Raw genomic sequence first — 22,755 nt, 5'->3', positions numbered from 1 at the left:
GCTGCGGGCTGGAGCGCATCCAAAGGGGGCCGATGCGCAAAGGGGGCGCAAGGTGCTTAAGTACATCAGGAAACTCTGATATCATGATCTACCCTTCCCACGACTTCATCTTCCAGGAGAATCCGAAATGGCCACCGAGGATACTGCTCCCAAACGCTCCAGTTTTGGTTGGATCCCAAAGCTCTCGCTTTGGGCGGTCGTGATCGCTTTCGGTTATTTGTATCTGAGCTCGGTCGACCGCGGCACTACCGGCGATACGACACAGGTTGCGCTGGCCGACGAGAGCGGTGTCGAGGCCGAAGGGCTCGAGAAGTGGGCCGACAAGCTCGGGGAGCTTACGGCATCGGCCGAAACCCTGATCGCCGATGTGACGGCCGCCGGGGCGGACGGGTTCAACAAGGTCGTTGATAAGGTCAAGGACCTGAGCGGCTCGGCCGAGACCGAAACAGCCGAAACCCTCCCCCCCGAGGCGGCACCGACCGAGGTCGCGAATGCCGAGCCGATCGCTGCCGAGCCGGCCGTCGTGGAGTCAAGCCCCGCCGCGCAGGAACCCGCCGCCAAGCCCGCGCCCATGCAGGTTGCGGAAGACCGTCCGGCAGCCTCCGCATTCAATCGTCATTCCGCTCCCTTGCCCGCGACCGCTGCGGCTCGCCCGACAAGCCCGGAGCCGACCTCCGAGCAGGCATCCGAAGTCACGCTCGAAGAGACTGCCCCCGCCATGGCGACCACTGCCTCGCCGCCGATTAAAGATGCCGAGGCAACCGTCTTCGCCGAGTCCCTGATGGGGGACGAGCCGGCATCCGGATCGGCCGACGTCGCCGCGCCCATGTCCGCGCCGATCACGCAGGGTTTCGCACCGGTCCCGGTGGTGCCCCAGCCGCTGGCACCCATGGAGAGTGCCTATGCGCCGACCATGGCCGCGCCCGGTGCTCCCGAGCTCGATCGCCGCCAGGACAGTGCCGCTGAGTATCGGGCGCGCATGATGGCCGAGTATGAAAACATGCGGCGTGCCGCAGACCAACGTGCCCGCGCATACTGGGAGCAGATGCAGGTACCGGGTCCGATGGCCGCGCCCATGGGGTATCCCGCTTACGGTTACGGTCCGGGTTACGCTCCTGCATACGGCGCACCGGCCTACCAGCGCTAGTTCCGGCCGAGCGGGTTCGTCGCATCCGCATGCGAGTGGATGCGCGGATTCGCTCCCTGGAGGACGCAGGCGCGAGCGGTTGTTCAATAGCCTGGCTCGGTCTCGTGGCGCAAGGGTTGCCGGCAGCGGCGACAGAGATAGACGGTTCCTTGTCGGCAGATTCGGTTGTGGCGAATGCTGCTGATCTGGTGTGTACCGCATCCGCAGCGATACAGAAATCGCTGCAGGGATCGCGTACGCAACTTCGACACGTCGTACCGATGGCAACGCGACGGCTCGACGCCGAAATGACGCATGACGGCTTGCCATTCGGCCCCGTGTGGCCGAATGCACGCCCCGTGCTTGGTGAAGGCCACGACATGGGCGACCTCGTGCGGCACGGTTTCGGCGACGAAAACCTCGGGGTGCAGGCCTAAAAGCGCTGCATTGTATCGGATGAGTGCGAACGACCTGTCACGCATCCGCGCCTGCCCTGCCGCGGTCCCGCGAAGGTCGAAGCGGATCTCGACCCGAGGCATGGCGAGGCGCAGCCAAGCCTCCGCCTCGCGCAGCAGCGCTCCGGTCCGGGCCTTGGCATGCTCGAGCGGGGAAAGGCCCGCCTCGGGCTCGCTTGTGATCGATTCGCGTGTCATCGGATCCTCGTTGTCCTGATTCCGCTGCTTGGCCGCCCTGTCTTGGCCGTTCGCCGCCCGACGCCGAGCCTTGTCGGTATCGCGCGACCGTGCCGGAGTGCGTGCGTCATCCGGCTCCTGCATGCTCGCAGACTGCACCGCAGATGGCGCGTTCGGCAACCGGCGGGCGGCTCGTCGGCGCTGCCGGAGCCGACGACAAGCCGAACCGGCACCCTGTTGCGTGGCGTGTGACCGCCTCAACGATCTTGCGGATCAAGGTTGAACCGGATACACTCCAAGGGCTTCGTAGTTGAAGTCTCCTGCGAGTACCTTGAAGGTCGGCGTTTCTCAAGAACCCCTTCGATGGGGTTTTTTTATCTCGGGCCTTTCGTCGCTGCCGGACCTCGGGCCGGCGGCCTCCCGCGTAAGCCGGTCCGCCGGGTGTCACCTGTCCCGTGTCTCGCATGTGCGGTCCGTTGTCCAGGGTCCGGGATCGGTGCCGGGATCTGAATCGGCGCGGTCGCCGATCGATGCCGGGCGGTGGTTTCGTTCCGGGGGGCGTCTCGGGCAGGGGCGGAATCTTTAAGTCGTTGGGCCGATGGCCCAATTTTTGTTTCTGAAGGGCGTACGATGGAGCCTGCGGACAGTCGTCTCAACCTATTGGCCCGCGAGGTGGTCGAACCTCTGGGCTACGAGCTCGTCGGTGTCGAGCTGTTTCAGCGCGGCGCGAGCGGCGCCACGCTGCGGGTCTACATCGACCACGAGCGCGGCATCGGACTCGACGATTGCGCCGCCGTGAGCGACCAGTTGAGTGCGGTTCTGGACGTCGAGGACCCGCTCCAGGGTCGCTACGACCTCGAGGTGTCGTCGCCCGGGTTGGATCGGCCGCTGGTGTTTCCCGAGCACTTTCGGCGTTTCGAAGGCTCGCGCGCCAAGGTGCGATTGAGCGAGAAGCTCGACGGGCGACGCAGTCTGGAAGGTGTTCTTCGGGGATGCGAAGACGGCATCGTCAGCCTTGAAGCAGACGGTCGTCTCTGGGCGATCCCCGTGAATCGGATCGAGATTGCCCGCCTCGTCCCCGTCTTTTGACGTCGCCGAGCGAGCTTAGTCACGGACCAGCGTAGCCGCATTCGGTCAAGTCGCACGTCGGTTGTCGATGGCATCGGCCCGGACCTGTTGCGAGCCGGATCTATTGAGTCGGATGAGGTGGAATGAGTAAAGAGATCTTATTGGTCGTGGAGGCCGTCTCGAACGAGAAGGACGTCCCCGAAGGCGTCATCTTCGAGGCCATCGAGGCTGCGTTGGCGTCGGCCACCCGCAAGAAACACGGCGGGGAGATCGATGTGCGCGTGGCGATCGACCGCAAGACCGGCGACTATCGCTCCTTCCGGCGCTGGGAGATCGTACCCGATCCCGAACAGGGCGTGCTGGATGCTCCATCGCGCCAAATTACCGCGTCCGCGGCACAGATTCTCGAGCCCGCGCTCGGTCCGGGCGACTTCATCGAAGAAGAGATCGATTCGGAGCTGTTCGGTCGGATTGCGGCCCAGACCGCCAAGCAGGTCATCGTGCAGAAGGTCCGCGAGGCCGAGCGCGCGAAGATCGTGGAGGCGTTCGGCGAGCGTAAAGGTCAATTGGTGACCGGCATCGTGAAGAAGGCCGAGCGCGGCACCATCATGGTGGATCTCGGCAGCAACGCCGAGGCGCTTGTTCCGCGCGACCATGTGATCCCTCGCGAGTCGGTGCGCCCCGGCGATCGACTGCGCGGCTATCTCTACGATGTCCGCTCCGAGCCCAAGGGTCCGCAGCTGTTCGTCAGTCGTACCGCCCCGGAGCTGCTGATCGAGCTGTTCAAGCTCGAGGTGCCGGAGGTGGGAGAGGGGCTGATTCGGATTCTCGGCGCTGCACGTGATCCGGGCTCGCGCGCCAAAATCGCCGTGAAGACCATGGATGCACGCATCGATCCCGTCGGCGCCTGTGTCGGGATGCGCGGCTCGCGCGTGCAGGCGGTTTCCAACGAGCTCAACGGCGAGCGTGTCGATATCATCCTGTGGGACGATAATCCCGCCCAATACGTCATCAACGCCATGTCCCCGGCCGATGTCGTCTCGATCGTCATCGACGAAGAAGCGCGCAGCATGGATGTCGCCGTCAAGGAAGAGAATCTTGCGCAGGCGATCGGACGCAACGGTCAAAACGTGCGCCTTGCCAGTCAGTTGACTGGCTGGGAGCTCAACGTCATGAACGAAGAGGATGCGGCGGCTAAAGGCGAGCAGGAAGCCATTCGTTCGGTCCAGACCTTCATGGATCAGCTCGGGGTCGACGAAAATCTCGCGGCCATCCTGGTCGAAGAGGGTTTCAGCACGGTCGACGAGGTGGCTTACGTGCCCCTGGTCGAGATGCAGGCGATCGACGAGCTCGACGACGATACGATCGAGCTGCTGCGCGAGCGAGCAAACGACGTCTTGCTGACGCGTGCGATCGCGACCGAGGAGGACGGGGCTCGGGATCCTGCGCAGGATCTGCTGGATATGGACGGGATGGACGAGCCGTTGGCCTATGCCCTTGCGGAACGCGGCGTGGCCACAGTCGAGGATCTCGCCGAGCAGTCGGTCGATGACCTGCTGGATATCGACGGGATGGACCGCGAGCGTGCGGCCCGCTTGATCATGAAGGCCCGCGAGCCCTGGTTTGCGGACGCCCCGCAGGAATAGAGGAATAAAGGTCAGTTCATGAGTGAAGTCACGGTCAAGCAACTCGCCTCTACGGTCGGCATCCCGGTTGAGCGTCTCCTGACACAGCTGAACGAGGCAGGCATCACCGCGGAAAACGCGGAGACCACCTTGACGGAGCAGGAGAAACTTCAGCTTCTCGGCTACCTGCGTCGCAGCCACGGTAAGGCCGAGGCCGACAGCGGTACCACGCCCGGTCAAGTTACGCTCAAGCGCAAGTCGGTCAGCGAGCTGCGCCAGCCCGCAGCGGCTCCACGGGGAAATGTCGGAAGTACGCGACCGACCCCGGCCGCGCGGGCCAAGACCGTGAGTGTCGAGGTTCGGCGCAAACGGACCTACGTCAAGCGCGCCGATGAGCCGGTTCCGCCGCCCTCGGCAGCCAGTGCCCAGCAGAGGCCGGCCGTGGAACGCGCCCGGCCTCAGCGTGAGCGTCCGGCATCCTCGGCGCCCGCGCATGACGGAGGGCGTCGCCGTATCGAGCTCGAGGCGTTGCGTGCCGAGCAGGAGGCGCGCCGGCTTGCCGAGCAGGAAGATCAGGAGCGCCTAGCGCGCGAGCAGGACGAGAAGCGTCGGATCGAGGAGCAGGAGCGACGTGTCGCCGAGGCGGCGCGTGCGGCAGAAGAGGCGGCTCGCCTTGCTGCCGAGGCGGAGGCGCGAGCGGCTGCGAGTGCTGCCATCGAGATCGAGAGTGCGATCGAGGCGGACGAAGAGGAGCCCGTGGCGGCGGCCGTCGTGCGTCGCGCCGAGGCCTCGAAGCCGAAGAAAGCGCCTCTGAAGAAACCGGCCGAGCCCACCGAGAAGGAGCGTTCGGTCAAGAAGGCCGGGCGCAAGGATAGCTCACGTGGCCGCGAGGTCGCGGTTGCACCGAGCGCCGATTACGAAGAAATCGACTCCGCGGGCGGTGCTGCCGGCCGCGGACTGCGCCGCAAGAAGAAGACGCTCAAGCCGCAGCTCCAAGACAAGCACGTCTTCCAAAAGCCGACCGCGCCCGTCGTTCGCGAGGTCGAGATCCCCGAGGTGATCTCGGTCGGCGAGTTGGCCAGTCGCATGTCGGTGAAGGCCTCGGAGGTCATTCGCGAGCTCTTCAAGCAGGGCATGATGGTGACCATCAACCAGACGCTCGATCGCGACACCGCGACCATCGTCGTGGAGGAGCTCGGTCACACGGCGATCCGTGCCGACGAGCGCGATGCCGAAGGCGTGTTGATGGAAGAGGTCCAGGAGCAGGTCGAGCAGGCCGAGATGCTGCCGCGTCCGCCGGTCGTGACCATCATGGGTCATGTCGACCACGGCAAGACCTCGTTGCTCGACTATATCCGACGCACCCGTGTCGCCTCCGGCGAAGCGGGCGGGATCACCCAGCACATCGGCGCCTATCACGTCGAGACGGAGAAGGGCACGGTCTCCTTCCTCGATACCCCGGGCCATGCTGCCTTCTCGGCGATGCGTGCCCGCGGGGCCAAGGTCACGGACATCGTCATCCTGGTGGTGGCGGCCGACGACGGCGTGATGCCGCAGACCGTCGAGGCCATCCAGCACGCCCGTGCCTCCGGGGTCCCGATCATTGTTGCGATCAACAAGATCGACAAGCCGGACGCCCATCCGGATAAGGTGATGCAGGAGCTCACGCAGCACCAGGTCGTCGCCGAGGAGTGGGGCGGCGACACCATGATGGTGCAGGTCTCGGCCAAGACCGGCGACGGCATCGATGATCTGTTGGACGGGATCCTGCTGCAGTCCGAGGTGCTCGAGCTGAAGGCCGCCGTCGACGGGCCTGCACGCGGGACCATCGTCGAGTCCAGTCTGGATAAGGGGCGCGGTCCGGTCGCGACCGTTCTGGTTCAATCCGGAACCCTGCGTCGCGGCGACATCATCGTCAGCGGCGGGGAGCACGGCCGCGTTCGCGCCATGTTCGACGAGGCCGGAGCGCCGGTCGAGGCGGCCGGGCCGTCGATCCCGGTGCAGGTGCTGGGTCTCTCGGGCACGCCTTATGCCGGCGACGACGTCATGACGGTCGCCGACGAGCGCCGGGCACGCGAGGTCGCGGAATTCCGCTCGGCGCGCTCGCGTCAGAGCCGTTTCGACGAGCAGCGCGGCGTCACGCTGGATCAGCTCTTCGCGCAGATCAAAGACGGCGAGCAGAAGAGCGTCAATCTCATCATCAAGGCGGACGTGCAGGGCAGTCTCGAGGCACTCAAGGACAGTCTGCTCAAACTCGGGAACGAAGAGGTCAAGGTCGCGCTGGTCGCGGTCGGTGTGGGCGGCATCACTGAATCCGATGCCAACCTGGCCGTCACCTCCAACGCCATCCTGCTCGGGTTCAATGTCCGGGCCGATGCCGCGGCACGCCGTGTGATCGAGGAGAAGGGCCTCGACCTGCGCTACTACAGCATCATCTACGAGCTGATCGACGACGTGAAGAAGGCCATCTCGGGCCTGCTCAGTCCGATCGTCACGGAGGAGATCATCGGCCTGGCTCAGGTGCGCGACGTCTTCCGCTCATCGAAGTTCGGCGCGGTTGCCGGCTGCATGGTGACCGAGGGCGTGATCCGTCGCAACAGCCCGATCCGCGTGCTGCGCAACAACGTCGTGGTCTACGAAGGCGCGCTCGAATCCCTGCGTCGCTTCAAGGACGACGTGAGCGAGGTGAAGAACGGCATCGAGTGCGGTATCGGCGTGAAGAACTACAACGACGTGCAGCCGGGCGACCAGATCGAGGTCTTCGAGCGGACCGAACGGCCCCGCGAGATCTGATCGGATGAAGGAATTCGCCCGTACGGAGCGCATCGGCGCCGAGCTGAAGCGTGTACTCTCCACGTTGGTGCGCGACGAGGTGAATGATCCGCGTCTTGCCAACATTACAGTCCACGAGGTGCGGGTGACGCGTGACTTGGCGCACGCCAAGGTGTTCTTCACTTGCTTTCCGACGGACGACGAGGCCGCCGAGCAGACGCGTCTGCTCAACGGGCGGCTCGCCGGATTCCTCCGTCACGGTCTCGCCCAACGCGTGCGTCTTCGGACTATCCCGCAGCTGCATTTCGTTTTCGACGAGTCGATCGGCAAGGGCGAGCGTCTCGCGGCGCTGATCGCGCAAGCGGTCGGGCAGTCCGACACATCCACGCATCAAGACGCCGAGCAGGAGCCGCAGGTTAATGGGACGCCGTCGTAATACAGGCCGAGATGTCACCGGCATCCTGTTGCTGGATAAGCCGCTGGGCCTGTCGTCGAACGACGCCCTGCAACGCGTGAAGCGGTTCTACCGCGCCGCCAAGGCCGGTCATACCGGGAGCCTCGATCCTCTGGCGACCGGGCTCTTGCCCTGCTGTCTCGGCGATGCGACCAAATTCTCCGCCTATCTGCTGGATGCGGATAAACGCTACCGGGTGCGCGTGCGCCTGGGCGTGACCACCACGACCGCCGATGCCGAGGGCGAGGTCATCGTCGACGAGCCGGTCGTCGGGATCGACGAGGCGCGCGTACGCGAGGTGCTGCTCGGTTTTCTCGGCACCATCTCGCAACTGCCGCCGATGCACTCGGCCGTAAAGCACCAAGGGCAACGCCTCTATAAGCTGGCTCGCCAGGGTTTGGAGGTCGAGCGCACGCCGCGCGAGATTCAGATCTTCGCGCTCGATCTGCTCTCGATGGATCTACCCGAGATCGAGCTGGACGTGCATTGCTCCAAGGGCACCTATGTCCGTACGCTGGCCGAAGATATCGGTCGCATGCTGGGCTGCGGCGCCCATGTCAGCGGACTGCGCCGCACCGCCGTGGGGCCTTATACGGAAACCGCCGGTCCCTTCGTCGGCCTGGACCGGATCGAGGCGATGGCCGGGGAAGACGACATGGCCGGTCTGGATGCGCTGCTCCTGCCGCTCGACAGCGCTCTGGGTCACTGGCCGGCGGTGCGCCTCTCCGCCGATGCCGCCTTTTATCTGCGGCAAGGCCAAGCGGTCTTGATCCCGCAGGCGCCGACGGATGGACTGGTCCGGCTCTATGACCCGTCGCAGATCTTCGTCGGTGTCGGCAGTATCCTCGACGACGGGCGGGTTCAGCCCAAGAGGCTGATTTAGACGTTTGAGATCCGCCGGCGATGAGCGCCGAGCAACCCGCAATGCCGCAATGCGAATGCGCTTTGCGGGATCCAAGGAAACGTTTCAAACCCACGGTCCGATCCCCTGATGTCATTGTCGGGGCGACCCATCCCTCTCCCGAATCGGAGACGGACCAGGACCTTTTTTCTCCATCACTGACTTGGGAGACCACCAATGACAATGACCGCAGCCGAGAAAAAACAGATTGTCGAAGACTACCGTCGTGCCGATACCGACACGGGGTCTCCGGAGGTGCAGGTCGCGCTCCTGACCGCGCGCATCCTGCAGCTCACCGATCATTTCAAGGAGCACAAGCACGATCATCACTCGCGCCGCGGTCTGGTGCGTATGGTCAATTCACGTCGTAAGCTGCTCGATTATCTCAAGCGCAAGGATCTCGACCGCTATCGCGAGCTGATTACGCGTCTCGGCCTGCGCCGCTGACACGCCTCCCGACTCGGCGATCGGGCGGTCGGGATGCCCCCGATTCGCCCGCTCCCCGCGGAATGGATGCCGCCGGCGGCACCGACGCACAGCCCTGTCACCACGGCGCCTGCAGGCGCGCCTCATGTGCAGGGGCCCAAGGCCCGGCGCTACGACGGACCACATACCCCGAGGATCTACTTGTGATTCCCAAAGCTATCGTGAAGCAATTCAAGCTCGGCGACCAGACAGTGACGCTCGAGACCGGCGAGATCGCGCGCCAGGCCGACGGCGCCGTGCTGGTCAATGTCGACGATACGGTTGTTCTGGTCACGGTCGTCGTCGACAAGCGCCCCGGCGCGGTGCGCGACTTCCTGCCCTTGACCGTCGACTATCAAGAGAAGACCTATGCCGCCGGCCGTATCCCCGGTGGCTTCTTCCGTCGCGAAGGGCGTCCGAGCGAGGTCGAGATTCTGACCTCGCGTCTGATCGACCGTCCGATTCGCCCGCTGTTTGCGAAGGGCTTCAGGCAAGAGATTCAGGTGATCGCGACGGTCAAGTCGCTGAACCCTGCAGTCAATCCCGAGGTTCCTGCGATGCTCGGCGTCTCCGCCGCATTGGCGATCTCGGGTGTCCCCTTCAACGGACCGGTCGGCGCGGTCCGCGTCGGCTACAAGAACGGCGAGTACATCCTCAACCCGGCTGTGGTCGGCGTGGGTCCGGATTCGGATCTCGATCTGATCGTTGCCGGCACCGAAAAGGCCGTCTTGATGGTCGAGTCCGAGGCGCGCGGTCTCTCCGAGGAGATCATGCTCGGCGCCGTGCTGTTCGGTCACGAGCAGATGAAGCCGGCCATTGCCGCGATCCGCGAGCTGGCCGCCGAAGCGGGCAAGCCCCCGATTCAATGGACGCCTGTCGTGGCGGATGAAGCACTCGCCGATGCCGTGGCGAGCGCCTGCGGCGAGCGCATCGCCGAGGCCTACCGCATCAAGGAGAAGCAGGACCGTTATGCGGCCCTGGACGCGGTGCGTGCGTCCGTCGTTGCGGATCTGTGCGGCGGCGACGCACCGACCTGGACCGAGCAGCAGGTCATGGGTGCGATCGAGAAGTTCGAGAAGACCACCGTGCGCAGCTCGATCATCGCCGGCAATCCACGTATCGACGGCCGCGACAACGTGACTGTGCGTCCCATCACGATTCGCACCGGCGTGCTGCCGCGCACCCACGGCTCGGCGCTCTTTACACGCGGCGAGACGCAGGCGCTGGTCATCACGACCCTCGGCACCGAGCGTGATTCGCAGATCATCGACGCGCTGGAAGGCGAGCGGCGCGAGCACTTCATGCTCCACTACAACTTCCCGCCCTTCTGCGTCGGCGAAACGGGACGTGTGGGCTCACCGAAGCGCCGCGAGGTCGGCCACGGCCGGTTGGCCAAACGCGGCGTGCTCGCCGTGATGCCGAGTATCGAAGAGTTCCCCTATTCGGTGCGCGTGGTCTCCGAGATCACCGAGTCCAACGGCTCGAGTTCCATGGCCAGTGTCTGCGGCACCAGCCTTTCGCTGATGGATGCCGGCGTGCCGGTGAAGGCGCCGGTGGCCGGTGTGGCGATGGGCTTGATCAAGGAAGGCGATGCCTTCGCCGTGCTGACCGACATCATGGGCGACGAGGATCACCTCGGCGANNCATGGACTTCAAGGTGGCCGGCACATCCGAGGGCATCAACGCCCTGCAGATGGACATCAAGATCGAGGGCATCACCGCCGAGATCATGAAGACCGCACTCGACCAGGCGAAGGCCGGTCGGCTGCATATCCTCGGCGAGATGAACAAGGTCATCGGTGCACACCGCTCCGAGATGTCCGAGCATGCCCCGCGCATCATCGAGCTGAAGATCCATCCCGAGAAGATCCGTGATGTCATCGGCAAGGGTGGCTCCGTCATCCGCGCCATCACGGAAGAGACCGGCGCGACCATCGACATCAACGACGACGGCGTGGTCAAGATCTTCTCGGTCGAGAAGGCCGCCGGCGAGGAGGCCAAGCGCCGGATCCGTCTGATCACGGCCGATGTCGAGGTGGGGAAGATCTACGAGGGTCGTGTCGCACGCCTGATGGATTTCGGTGCCTTCGTGACCATCCTGCCGGGACGCGACGGTCTGGTGCATATCTCGCAGATCTGCGAGGAGCGCGTCCAGAGCGTGAGCGACAAGCTCTCCGAGGGCGACCAGGTCCGTGTAAAAGTCCTGGAAGTCGACAAGCAAGGCCGCATCCGCTTGAGCATGAAGGCGATCGAGCCGGGCGAGTAATCGCCACGTCTCATGGTATGTCGAAAAGGGGCCGATGGCCCCTTTTTTGTCGCTTCAAGCGGCTGGAAGCCGCTTTGAGGACCAGCCGAAGAGCGTTCAGCGCGGTTCGCGGGAGCTTCGTGTTGAGCGCGACCCTGCCGGCCGTCGGGGCGGTGGAAGAGGACGACTGAAGGTCGTCTATCCCGGGGGGCGGCGCGAAGTGCTAGGATCGTTCGACGAGTCGATCATACAAAGGCCATCCACGTATGACAAAGCGTCCGCTCCGCCCACCGATAGCCTTCGGTCTGATCGTCATCGGCGACGAGATCCTCAAGGGCTCCCGCGTCGATGCTCATCTGAGCGCCTTCAAGGGTATGACCGGCGAGCGCGGTCATGAGTTGGCCTGGCACTGGTTGCTCCCCGACGATCCCGAGGTGCTGGTTGCCCATCTGCGTTTTTCGATGGGGCGCCCGGACCCGGTCTTCGTCTGCGGCGGGATCGGCGCGACACCGGACGATCACACCCGCGCATGCGCCGCGACCGCGGCCGGTTTGGAGCTGGTGCGTCATCCCGAAGCCAAGGCGTTGCTTGAGGAGAAGTTCGGTGCCGAGGCCTATCCCAACCGTATCCTGATGGCGGATCTGCCTGCCGGATGCGAGCTGATTCCGAATCCGATCAACCGGATCCCCGGTTTTTCGCTGCGCGGGCACTGGTTTCTGCCGGGTTTTCCGCAGATGGCCTGGCCGATGGCGCACTGGGTCTTGGAGCGGTTCTACGGCGTCTCGGAGCCGGTGCAGGAGCGGGCCTTCGCACTTTTCGAAACCCCGGAAAGCAGCCTGATCCCGGTGATGCGCGATCTCGGCGACCGGTTCCCTGATCTCAAGCTCTTCAGCCTGCCCCATATGGGCGAGAATGCCCATATTCGATTGGGCTTTCGCGGACGCAGCGGGATCGAAGAGGCGATGCACGCCCTGCGCGAACGCCTCGAACGCGACTCGATTCCTTATCGAGAGGCAGAGTCGGATGCCCTGCGTGCTTGACAAAAAACCGCCATGACAGGTGAGTGCGCCATGGCGTTGAATTGCTTGCTGCTGAATTGAAGCCTGAATGCGCGTCGTCAACGCCGCTGCGCACACGGCGCGAGCGCGGCGTCGGTCGACGAAATGGGATCGAGATCGTCGTCGGCATTGCGCCCGGCACGCCTTTTGCTCAATACTGCGCGGGCGCTTTGGACGCAAGCTCTAGAGGAGAGATAGAGAGATAAGCATTCCAGCAAGTATTATCGTCGTTGAAGACGACCCGCGCATGGGCGGTGTTTTGACGCGTCATCTGACGCGAGCGGGTTACCTGGTGTCGGTCGCGGACAATGGATCGGAGATGCGTCGCCTCTATCGTCGCGATGGGGCGGATCTGGTGCTCTTGGACCTCAATCTGGGAGGTGAGAACGGCATGGATCTGGTGCGCGAGCTCGTCGCCTCCTCGAACGCGGCCGTCATGATCGTGACCGGGCGCGCTGACCTCCAGGATCGCATCGAGGGTTTGAATGCCGGTGCCGACGATTACATCATCAAGCCCTTCGAGGTCGAGGAGCTGCTCGCGCGCATCCGATCCGTGCTCAGACGACAGGCGTTCGGGACGAGCGTTCACGACGCGATCCAACTCGGCACGCTCACGCTCGAGCCGAGCGCCATGACCTTGAGCGAGACGGCGAGCGGCATCTGCGTGCGATTGACGGAGACGGAATCCCGCATCCTGGCCACCTTGATGCGTCAGTACGGACGGGCCGTGAGCCGCGCACAGTTGCTGAACCGCGAGCTGCAGAACCCGGAAGACCGCACCGTGGATGTCCACATCGGCAACATTCGGCGAAAGCTGCGCGACAGCGGTATACGCGAGCTCGTCATCTGGCCGGTGCGAGGCTACGGCTACCGCCTGAGATTCGAGCGCGATTGACCGCCTCCGAGACCCTCGCAGCCGTCCCAACCAGATCCACATGGTCCGAGCGGAAGCCGCGCAGGTCTGCAGCGACAGGCACCGCTCGAGGGCTCGAAAGAGCCTGGAGCAACTTTACAAATATTGACTTGAAGAGATCGATATCGGTTCGGCATGCTGAGAGGTTGACTTGAAGTTGATTGGCCCCGCCAGGAGGCTCCGCCATCGCCCGAAATCGATTCTGCAGTTGGGTTCCGCGTCGTGTGCTGCTGGGAGGCTTGCCATGCGTTTGATGTGTCTGGACGATGATCCTCGAATCGAGGCGGTTCTGGGGCGCTTCCTGAAGCGCTTCGGGCATGCCGCGGATTTTCATGTGTCGGTCTCCTCCTTCAAGGCAGCACTCGAGACAGATCTTCCCGACCTCATCCTTCTCGATCTCGGTCTGGGCCAGGAGAACGGCATCGATGTCATCCACTGGCTGGCCGAGGCTCATCCCCGAATTCCGATTGTCCTGCTCTCGGGGCAGGGCGACGATCTGCTCGATACCGCGCGACGCATCGCCCGCTCGACGGGGGTTCAGGTCCTCGGGACCGTGTCGAAGTCTCGAATGGTGAAGGAGCTTCCCGCAATCCTTGCAAAGGGCATCACGGCGCCATCGGGACGTACTCACCAAGAGCCGCAACCCCGGGATGTCCTCACCCGGCGGGAGTTGGAATGGCAGATCCGTACCGGCGCAATCTTTCCCTATTTCCAACCGATCGTGTCGCCGGCAGACGGACGCCTGAAGGGTGCCGAGGTGCTCGCACGCCTGAGACTGCCGTCCGGACAGATCCTCGGTGCCGGCGAGTTCATTCCGCTCGCCGAGTCGAGCGGTCTCATCTACGAGGTCACCGCGAGCCTGGTCGAGCGTCTGCTCGAGTCGACCGAGACGCTCGCCGGATCGGACCTGAGCTTCGTCTCGGTTAATCTCTCGCCGCTGGTCCTGCAGCAGGAGCGGGCCTTGGTGCTGGTGCGACGCTTGGTCGACGGGCTCGCGGGCATCTGTCGCGTCAAGATCGAGATCACCGAAAGCGCCGCCAGTGCCTATCCCGATATCGTGCGCAGCGTGGCGGCTCAGATCCATCTCATGGGCGTGTCCCTGGCGATCGACGATTTCGGCGTCGGCTACTCCTCGATGCGCTCGCTCGCCGAGCTGCCGTTCGACACGCTGAAGATCGATCTGTCGTTCGTCTCGGAGATGTGCGATTCACCGAAGGGGCTCAGATTGCTGCGTGCGATGGTCGGCTTCGGCCAGACCCTGGGGTTGCAGGTGATTGCCGAGGGAGTCGAGACGGAGGCGCAGCGTCGACTGTTGATCCAAGCAGGTGCCGATCTCGCGCAAGGCTACCTGTTCGGAAAGCCCATGACCGCGGAGCGTCTGGCGAGCACCTTCCGGGTGCAGACGCGGGATCCCGAGCCCGAACCCGATCCCCAACCGGCGCCGGCGCCGGCGCGGAGCCTGCCGACCGGGCGCACCGACGCGGCCGAGACCAGGCGCGCCATTATGGTCGTCGACGACGACCAGCGCATGCTGCATGCCACCGCACGCCTCGTCACGGCGTGGGGTTGCCGCTGCGAGACCTTCGTGGATGCACGCAGCGCATTGCAGATCTGCGAAGAGGCTGCCCCGGCCTTGCTGATTGTCGATATCTATATGCCGGAGCTCGATGGGTTCGAGGTGATCAAGCGCATGCGCCGGATCGCGCCGTCGACGCGGATCCTCGCGGTCAGCGGCGATGCGGTGCGCGAACACCACACCGATGCGCTGGACATGTGTCGAGTCTTGGGCGCGGATGCGATCCTGCAGAAGCCAATTGCCCCGGATCAGCTTCGGGCCGTGCTCGAGCGTCTGATCGGTGGACCGGCCGCGATGTTGCCGTGAGCCGGTTCCGCACCGCCGCACTGACGCTTCTGTTGGCCGCGCTCGCCGTAGCCGGCAACCATTTCAACCTCTCGCTCTTCTTCGGCCTGCAGATCATCTTCGGGTCCATCGCCGTCTTGTTGGCCATTGTCTGGCTCGGAACCCGTGCCGGATTGGTCGTCGCGCTCGCCTCGGGCGCCTACAGCTACCTCCTTTGGGATCACCCCTATACGCTGGTGATTTTTCTTGCCGAGGCCGCCTTCGTCGGCTGGCATCGGGATCAGGCACGACGACACGGTCGCGAGGTGCCTGTTCTCGGTGTCTCCGTGGCGCTCTATTGGACTTTCATCGGCATCCCGTTGGTTCTGTTGTTTTACCGCGCGGCCATGGGGATGGTCTGGCATCAAACCCTGTTGGTCGCGGTCAAACAGTCCCTGAACGGCATCCTGAACGCGGCCTTGGCCGGTCTGATTGTCATGGTGGTGGCCGCGGTGAGACGTCGCCCGGGCAGCCTCTCGGCCCGACAGGTGTTGTTCACTCTCTTCCTCTCGGGGTTTTTGCTGCCGACGATCCTCGTCGTGGCTTTGGAGAATCGCGATCTCAAGGCTCATTTGGAGCAGGATATCGCCGATCGTCTCAGGACATTCGGCGTGCTCACGATCCACAATCTCGAGACGCGCGCAACACCAACGCCGCTCGAGCGGGCCGAGATCCTGGCCCATGTCCAGGCGATGGCGCGGCTCTTCGGCGACACCTTGCCCGAGAATGCCGAGCTTGAGATCCGGCCGCTCGGGCCGTCGGAGGACCTCGGGCAGAACGCAGCCGCGGCGAACATCGGCGTCGCCCGAACGGCAGCCGACGATCTGATGATTCTCCTGCCCGCGCAATGGTATCCCTCGCGGATGGCACTCTGGCGGCAGGCGCGCTATCGCATGATCCTGCCGCTGGCGGATTCGCCGTACGGCGGGGCCCTGTCGATCGAGATCAGCGCGGCGGCCCTGATCGACGAGCTGCAGGAGGTGATGCGGCGTTTGCTGACGATCCTGCTCGTGATCGCCGGGATCGCGATCCTGCTGGCCGATCGATTGGCCCTGTTGCTGGTGCGTCCGTTGAAGCAGCTCATGGAGGTCGCCGCCGACGTGCCCGCTCGGATCGTCGGCGGCGAGACCGTGACCATCCCGTCTGCCGGCGTCTTGGCCGAGGGGCGTGCACTGACCGATGCCTTCGGTGTCATGGTCCGCGGCCTGACCGACAGCTTTGCGACGATCGAGCGCGAGCGCGATACCCAGATCCGGCTGCGCTCGGTACGCGATCTGCAGGCGCAGATGTTGGCCGGCATGATGGCGCCCGGTGAGGACGAGCGCACGGCCGCGGAGCGACTCTGTGCCTTGGTGGAAGGGATGATCCCGGCATGCCGGTGCGTCTTGCTCAAGCAAGGCCCGGCCAAATCACTCGTGCACTTCGCCGGCTTTGACCTCGATACCGACGAGCGAGCGGCCCTGGAGCGCCGCGTGAACGAACGGGTTCGCGCCGGCGCCGACCGGATGGACGCCGGTGGCCGGTTCTTTGTCTTGGAGTCGGTTCGGGATGCGGCGGCTCGGCGGCAGACCGACACCCTCTCCGACACGGGCGGGGCCTTCTGGTGGTGCTCATCCGTGATCACCCGGGAGGGCCGGTGTGCGGCCGTGCTGGCGATCGGACCTTGTCCCTCGCGCGAGCCCGAAGCGGACGTGCCGGAGATCCTCGAGACGGCCGCGGACCTCGTCGCGCTGGCATTCGACACCCTGCGCACTCGGCGCCGGCATGATGTTCTGCTCGGCGCGTTGTCGCAGGCCGGCACCGGGATCGTCCTCGCGCGACGCCTCGCGGACTGTGACTACCGTATCAGCTACGTCAATCAGGGCTTTGAGGCGTTGACCGGCTATCGTGCCGATGAGGTGTTGGGTCTGAATTGTCGTTTCCTTCAGGCCGACGATCGCGATCAGGGCGAGCGCGCGACGATCCGTGCCGCGCTTGCGGCCGGCAACCCCTGCCAGGTCACGATTCGCAATTATCGCAAGGATGGAACGCTGTTCTGGAATGCGCTGAATCTTGCCCCGTTGGTCGATTCGCGCGGCGAGGTCACGCACTACGTCGGCATCCAACAGAACCTCACGGCGGTCAAGCAGGCCATGGAGCGTCTGGCCCGCAGCGAAACCCTGTTGCGCGAGGCGCAGGCGACTGCGCATCTGGGCAGTTGGGATCTCGATTACAGCAGCGGCCGAATCGAATGGTCCGACGAGGCGTTTCGACTGCTCGGTTATGCGCCGGGCGCCGTGACGCCGAGTGCGGAGGCGTTTAATGCGGTTGTGCCCGAAGAGGAATGCGTGCGCGTCTGGGCGGCGGTGGAGGCGGCCCTGACCAGTCCCGATGGTCTTTATGCCGTGGAGCATCGGGTGCTGGGCGCCGACGGTGTGCACAGGATCCTTCGCGCGGAAGGTCGCGCGCATTTCGCCGACGACGGAACACCCTTGCGTATCTCCGGAACTGCACTGGATATCACCGCGCAGCGCGCAGTCGAGGATGCCTTGAGGACTCAGGAAGAGCGGTATCGTCTAGTCGTGGAGAACATCGAGGATCTGGTCGTCCGCACGGATGCCGTGGGCCGGTTCGAGTACGTCAGTCCATCCTACTGCAGACTCTTCGGTCGCGACGAGGCCGGGTTGATCGGGCGTCACTTTATGCCGAGTGTCCATCCGGATGATCGTGATGCAACGACTGCCGCGATGAATGCACTCCGCCACCCGCCGTACACCTGCCTGGTCGATCAACGCGCCGAAACGGTCAAGGGATGGCGGTGGTTGCAGTGGCTCGATCGCGCTCTTGTCGACGGGGAAGGCCGAATCCAGTCGATCGTCGGAATCGGCCGAGATATCACCGAGCGTAAGAGCGCCGAGCTGGCGCTGGCGGAGGAGCGTCGCCGTCTCGCCGACATCATCGACGGGACACAGGTCGGGACCTGGGAGTGGGATCTCGTCACGAATGCCTTGACGCTCAATCCGCGCTGGGCCGAGATGTTCGGCCGTCGTCTCGAGGATTTGGAGCCGACCAGGATCGAGATTTGGCGGGCACTCTGTCATCCCGATGATCGCGAGCGAGTCGAGGCCGAAACCGCGCGTCATCTCGGCGGCGAGACCGAACATTACCGCGTTGAGTTACGGATGTTGCACGGCGACGGCCATTGGGTCTGGGTTTACAGTCAGGGCCGCATCTCGGCGCGCGATGCGCAAGGTCGGCCGCTGCGCATGACCGGTACCCATGAGGACATCACCGAGCGTAAACGCGCAGAGCTCGAGTTGATCGAGCGCGAGACGCTCGAGCGCGAGCTCCTCGATCTGGCCTCGGCCTTCGTCGGGGTCTACGACGAGAATCTCGATTCGCTGGTCAACCGAACACTCGAGCGGCTCGGCGTCTTTACCCGATCCGATCGGGCTTACGTGTTTCGATTCGATCTCGTTTCCGACACCATAAGCAACAGTCACGAGTGGGTTGCTCCGGGGATCGAGCCGATGATCGATCATCTGCAGCAGCTTCCGATCGAGCACTTCTTCGCCTCGATTCAGGTTCTGGAGTCCGGACAGGCCGTCGTGGTTCCGTGTGTGGCGGAGCTCCCGGACGCCTGGGCCACGGAGCGCGAGATCCTTCAGTTCCAAGCGATCCTGTCGGTCGTGCTGGTGCCCCTGCTGCAGGCTGAGCGCCTGATCGGTTTCGTCGGCTTCGATGCGGTGCAAGCGCCACGGGGCTGGTCGGACGCGGAGGTTCGCTTCCTGCGGGTCTTTGCCAGCATCCTGGTGAGTGCGTTCGAGCGTGCCCGGACTTACTCGGAGCTGCGCGACAGCAACCTGCGCTATGACCAGCTCGCGGTGCAGAGCCGGATCGTGACCTGGGAGGTGGACGCCGAGGGTCTTTACACCTATGTCAGTCCTGCGGCCCTGGACACCTGGGGCTATCGCAGCGAGGATCTGGTCGGCCGCATGTACTTTTTCGAGCTGGCACCCGAGACGATGCGCGATCGTGTGATGTCTGAAGGGTTGCAGCGCTCCGCGCGGTTGGATCCTTTCATCGACTATGTCAATCCCATCCTTCGCCCCGACGGCTCGATGATCTGGGTTCTGACCAACGCGACTCCGGTCCTCGCCGATGACGGCACGCTGCTCGGATACCGTGGCACGGATGTCGATATCACCGAGCGTTATCGGGCGCAGGAGCAGCTCGCGGAAAGCGAAGCCCGTCTCAGCGCGATTTTCGAGAATTCACCCATCGGGATCGCGATCTCGGGTCCCAACCGGCGACTGACGTTGGCCAACCGCATGCTCGGCGACCTTCTCGGCTATGCGCAGGAGGATCTGATCGGGATGCGCTTCGATGAGTTGACCTGTCCGGATGATCTGGCGGCGGAGCTTGTCTTGTACCGGGAGCTTATCGCGGGACAACGCCACTTCTATCGAACGACCAAACGCTATCGCAAGGCCGATGGTGCGTTTCTTTGGGCTGACCTGCGGGTTGCCCTGTTGCCCGGCAGAGTCAGCGAGCGGCCCGTGGTGCTCGCGATGGTCGAGGACATCACCGAGTTTCAGGCCGCGACCGAGCGTCAGCGCGAGCTCGAAGCGGCGTTGCTGCGCTACACCAAGAGCCTGGAATCGCTGGTCGATTTGGCCAGCCAGGCATTGACGCCGACCGAGGAGTTGCGTGCCCTCCTGAAGACGGGATGCGAGGGTCTGGGCTTGGATGCCGCCGACATCGGAGCGATCGGGTCGGACCGGACCTATCGTGCGGTCGCATATTATCCGGACACCGATGTCTCGCAGCTCGTGTCTGTCCCCGATGTCTGCGTCACGCCGGATGCGGACGCGGCGCAGCCCGGTGTCCCGCATCTCTTGGCCGGATCCCGGCTGCCGGATGGGGCTCGGCAGGCAGGCTACGTCTCCTGCGTGCGCATGGCGTTGCAGTGGACCGGACCGAACGCTCGGACGAGTACCCTGGTGATGAGTTTTTGGGGACGCGCCGACTTGAGCGAGCTGTCGGATCCAGACCGAGAATTGGTTCGACTGATCGGCCAACGCATCGTTGCAAGTCAGTACGAAGAGCAACTGCAAGCGGTGCTCATCAGCGCGAAGGAGCGCGAGACCATCGGTCATCTGGCGAGCGGCGTGGCGCACGACTTCAACAACCTGCTCGGGGTGATCGACGCCAACCTCTATTATCTCGGGGCCATCCTGAGCGACGAGCAGTGCGATCCGGAGGTGGCCCAGGTCATCGAAGAGACCCAGAGTGCGCTCGGTCAAGCGAAGGTCGTCACCTCGGGCATGCTGTCGCTCAGTCGCGCCGGCGGCATCGTGCTCGAGCGCGTGCCGCTCGAGAAGACGATTCGCGAGCTGGTGAGCATCGTGACACAGATGCTCCCGGCCAAGATCAACATCGGTCTGGATCTCGAGCCCGGACTCGCGGCCATGAGTAATTCCGCATTCCTCCAGGCCGCGTTGCTGAACCTCGTCCTGAACGCGCGCGATGCCATGCCCGATGGCGGAGATCTGTTGATCGCCGCACAGACCGTCGCGTGGGACGATTCCGTCGCGCTGCCGGTCGGTCGACTCGATGCGGGCGAGTATGTTCAGGTCAGGGTTGTCGACACCGGGTGCGGAATGGCCGAGGAGGTCCTGGAGAGGCTTTTCGAGCCGCTCTTCTCGACCAAGGCCAAACAACGCGGGCATGGGCTGGGCATGTTCATGGTGCAGGAGTTCGTCATGCGCTCCGGTGCGGGTTTGGCCGTGTCATCGCAGGCCGGTCGGGGCACCGAGTTCAGACTCCTGATGCCGCTCGCGATCCAAGGATCTCCCCAGCGCGATGACCCTGCATCGTCGAACGACGATTCGCCCCATCCACTGCTGCGGGTTCTCGTCGTCGACGATGACCCGCGTGTCAGGGATGCGATCGGGCGATTGCTGATGTTGGACGGCATCCTGGTCTCGTTTGCCGAGAATGGCCAAGACGCCCTCGATCTCTTGCGACGCGACGCCGATTTCGACCTGGTGTTGTCGGATCTGGCGATGCCGGTTCTCGACGGCGCCGCCCTTTACCTCGCGCTGTCGCGGGCATTTCCGGATCTGAAGTTGATCCTGATGACGGGCCAAGCCCCGTCGGCTTTCTCGCTCGATGCCTTGCCCTACACTCCACTCATGCTGCGCAAACCCGTGGATCACGGCGCTCTGAGGGCCGCGATCGCGAAGGTCGTTGTCGGATCCCGCGACTGACGAAGGTCGTCGCCCGATGTTCATCGTGTCATGCGAGAACGTCACGCCGCTTCACATTTCTTTACTGTAGGGCGGGAGCCCGTCCGATTAGTCTACTCGTAGATCCGTCCTCGAAGAGTCCTGACCGAAATCATGCTGGTGCTTGTCTCCCTGCTGTCGACCTTGCTCATGGTCTGGATTCTTCTGCGCGTGCTCCATTCACTTGCCGATCGTATTGGTTTGGTTGACCGACCCGACCAAAGACGCAAACGCCATGCAGTACCGGTCCCGGTCGTCGGGGGGATCGCGATTTACGGCGGCATCCTGGCGGGCGCCTTGTGGTGGTTTCCGCTGTCTTCGCACGCTCTTTCCCTGCTCCTTGGCGCCGGAGTGTTGGTCGCCGTCGGCGTGATGGATGATCGCTTTCACCTCGGCGTCGGCATCCGTTTTGCCGGTCAGTCGACAAGTGCGCTTCTGCTCATCTTCGGGGCGGATGTTCGACTCGACTCGCTCGGCGACATCTTCGGAACGGGTCCGGTCGAGCTCGGCATCATGGCCGTTCCGGTGACCATGATCGCGATCGTCGGCATGATCAACGCCTTCAATATGATCGATGGGATGGACGGGCTCGCCGGCGGGCTCGCGTTGATCGCGTTGGGTGGCGTGCTTGCGATGCCCGGGGTTGCGGAGACGTCGCGCTTGTCGATCGCCTTGATTTGCATCGCACTCTTGCCGTTCCTTGTGCATAACCTGAGGCTCCTCGGAGTGACGAGACATCGCGTTTTCTTGGGCGATGCCGGGAGCATGCTCATGGGATATCTGGTGGTCTGGACGATGATCGAGGTCACGCAAGGCCCCGGGTCCGCCATCGCGCCGGTAGCTGCCCTCTGGCTGACCGCTATCCCGCTCTTGGATACCTTCGGTGTTATGGCGCGACGCATGCGGCGCGGTCGATCCCCTTTCGCGGCAGATCGTCGGCATCTGCACCATGACCTTTTGCGCGCCTTCGGATGCTCGAAGAAGACCCTGCGCGTCATCCTTTCGGGCGCCGTCCTCATGGCCGCGATTGGCGTTTCGGCAACGGCACGATCCATCCCCGAGGCCACGCTCTTCTATGCCTTTTTCCTGATCGTTTGTCTCTACTTCGCGTCGCATCGGATCGTGCCGCGGGTGTTGCGTTGGTCATACCGAAAGCGACGAAACACGCGGAATCTCGGGCATGTTGCCCTGAGTGAGAGTGAGGCCGCTTGATGGACAAGGCGCAAGGCGTCGAGTCGGCTCGCTGGTATCTGGTTCAGTCCAAGCCCAGACAAGCGCAGCGCGCCGAGATCAATCTCATGCGCCAAGGCTATGTGGTCTATCACCC

General features: G+C 64.1%; 13 protein-coding genes and 1 pseudogene. 13 read left to right on the top strand and 1 reads right to left on the bottom strand.

Annotation, left to right across the window (positions count from 1 at the left end; all coding sequences use genetic code 11):
• The first annotated feature begins 127 nt into the window (after nt 1-127).
• A complete protein-coding gene (locus B4N44_RS08705; RefSeq protein ID WP_296699453.1) occupies nt 128-1,147 on the top strand; it encodes a hypothetical protein in 1,020 nt (339 codons plus the stop codon).
• 83 nt (nt 1,148-1,230) lie between these two features.
• Here B4N44_RS08705 and B4N44_RS08700 read toward each other — a convergent pair whose 3' ends face one another.
• Nucleotides 1,231-1,779: a SprT-like domain-containing protein gene (locus B4N44_RS08700; protein WP_296699448.1), complete on the bottom strand. Its 549-nt coding sequence runs from the start codon at nt 1,777-1,779 to the stop codon at nt 1,231-1,233.
• Nucleotides 1,780-2,388: 609 nt separating this feature from the next.
• On the opposite strand from B4N44_RS08700, the gene rimP reads away from it, so the two are divergent.
• The 12 genes and pseudogenes from rimP to B4N44_RS08640 all read left to right on the top strand — a co-directional run bounded on the left by rimP (nt 2,389) and on the right by B4N44_RS08640 (nt 22,640).
• On the top strand, nt 2,389-2,847 hold the full coding sequence (gene rimP / locus B4N44_RS08695) for a ribosome maturation factor RimP (protein ID WP_296699447.1): 459 nt from the start codon (nt 2,389-2,391) through the stop codon (nt 2,845-2,847).
• 122 nt (nt 2,848-2,969) lie between these two features.
• Nucleotides 2,970-4,472, top strand: coding sequence for a transcription termination factor NusA (nusA, locus tag B4N44_RS08690; RefSeq protein ID WP_296699445.1), 1,503 nt, complete (start codon nt 2,970-2,972; stop codon nt 4,470-4,472).
• An 18-nt stretch (nt 4,473-4,490) separates the two neighbouring features.
• Nucleotides 4,491-7,244, top strand: coding sequence for a translation initiation factor IF-2 (infB, locus tag B4N44_RS08685; protein ID WP_296699441.1), 2,754 nt, complete (start codon nt 4,491-4,493; stop codon nt 7,242-7,244).
• Between the two features lie 4 nt (nt 7,245-7,248).
• Nucleotides 7,249-7,659, top strand: a complete 411-nt coding sequence (gene rbfA / locus B4N44_RS08680) for a 30S ribosome-binding factor RbfA (protein WP_296699438.1) — start codon at nt 7,249-7,251, stop codon at nt 7,657-7,659.
• On the top strand, nt 7,643-8,560 hold the full coding sequence (gene truB, locus B4N44_RS08675; protein WP_296699435.1) for a tRNA pseudouridine(55) synthase TruB: 918 nt from the start codon (nt 7,643-7,645) through the stop codon (nt 8,558-8,560). Before rbfA ends, truB begins: the two co-directional genes overlap by 17 nt.
• Nucleotides 8,561-8,755: 195 nt before the next feature.
• Nucleotides 8,756-9,025, top strand: coding sequence for a 30S ribosomal protein S15 (rpsO, locus tag B4N44_RS08670; RefSeq protein WP_296699432.1), 270 nt, complete (start codon nt 8,756-8,758; stop codon nt 9,023-9,025).
• A gap of 182 nt (nt 9,026-9,207) precedes the next feature.
• A pseudogene (gene pnp / locus B4N44_RS08665) lies at nt 9,208-11,309 on the top strand (polyribonucleotide nucleotidyltransferase).
• 245 nt (nt 11,310-11,554) lie between these two features.
• Nucleotides 11,555-12,328 carry a competence/damage-inducible protein A gene (locus tag B4N44_RS08660; RefSeq protein WP_296699430.1) on the top strand — a complete coding sequence of 258 codons (774 nt, stop codon included), beginning with the start codon at nt 11,555-11,557 and terminating at the stop codon, nt 12,326-12,328.
• A 220-nt stretch (nt 12,329-12,548) separates the two neighbouring features.
• Nucleotides 12,549-13,241 (top strand): response regulator transcription factor, encoded by a 693-nt coding sequence (locus tag B4N44_RS08655; protein ID WP_296699561.1) that lies wholly within the window; start codon nt 12,549-12,551, stop codon nt 13,239-13,241.
• A gap of 262 nt (nt 13,242-13,503) precedes the next feature.
• Nucleotides 13,504-15,141 (top strand): EAL domain-containing protein, encoded by a 1,638-nt coding sequence (locus B4N44_RS08650; protein ID WP_296699427.1) that lies wholly within the window; start codon nt 13,504-13,506, stop codon nt 15,139-15,141.
• A complete protein-coding gene (locus B4N44_RS08645) occupies nt 15,138-21,410 on the top strand; it encodes a PAS domain S-box protein (RefSeq protein WP_296699424.1) in 6,273 nt (2,090 codons plus the stop codon). The genes B4N44_RS08650 and B4N44_RS08645 overlap by 4 nt, the downstream gene beginning before the upstream one ends.
• 132 nt (nt 21,411-21,542) lie before the next feature.
• Nucleotides 21,543-22,640: an undecaprenyl-phosphate alpha-N-acetylglucosaminyl 1-phosphate transferase gene (locus tag B4N44_RS08640; protein ID WP_296699419.1), complete on the top strand. Its 1,098-nt coding sequence runs from the start codon at nt 21,543-21,545 to the stop codon at nt 22,638-22,640.
• Nucleotides 22,641-22,755 lie beyond the last annotated feature (115 nt).

Origin of the sequence: Thiocapsa sp. UBA6158 (assembly GCF_002423035.1) — a bacterium.
In the GTDB taxonomy this organism is placed as follows: domain Bacteria; phylum Pseudomonadota; class Gammaproteobacteria; order Chromatiales; family Chromatiaceae; genus Thiocapsa.
The sequence above is the reverse complement of the archived record's forward strand: the minus strand, read 5'-3'. Positions and strand labels throughout refer to the sequence as shown.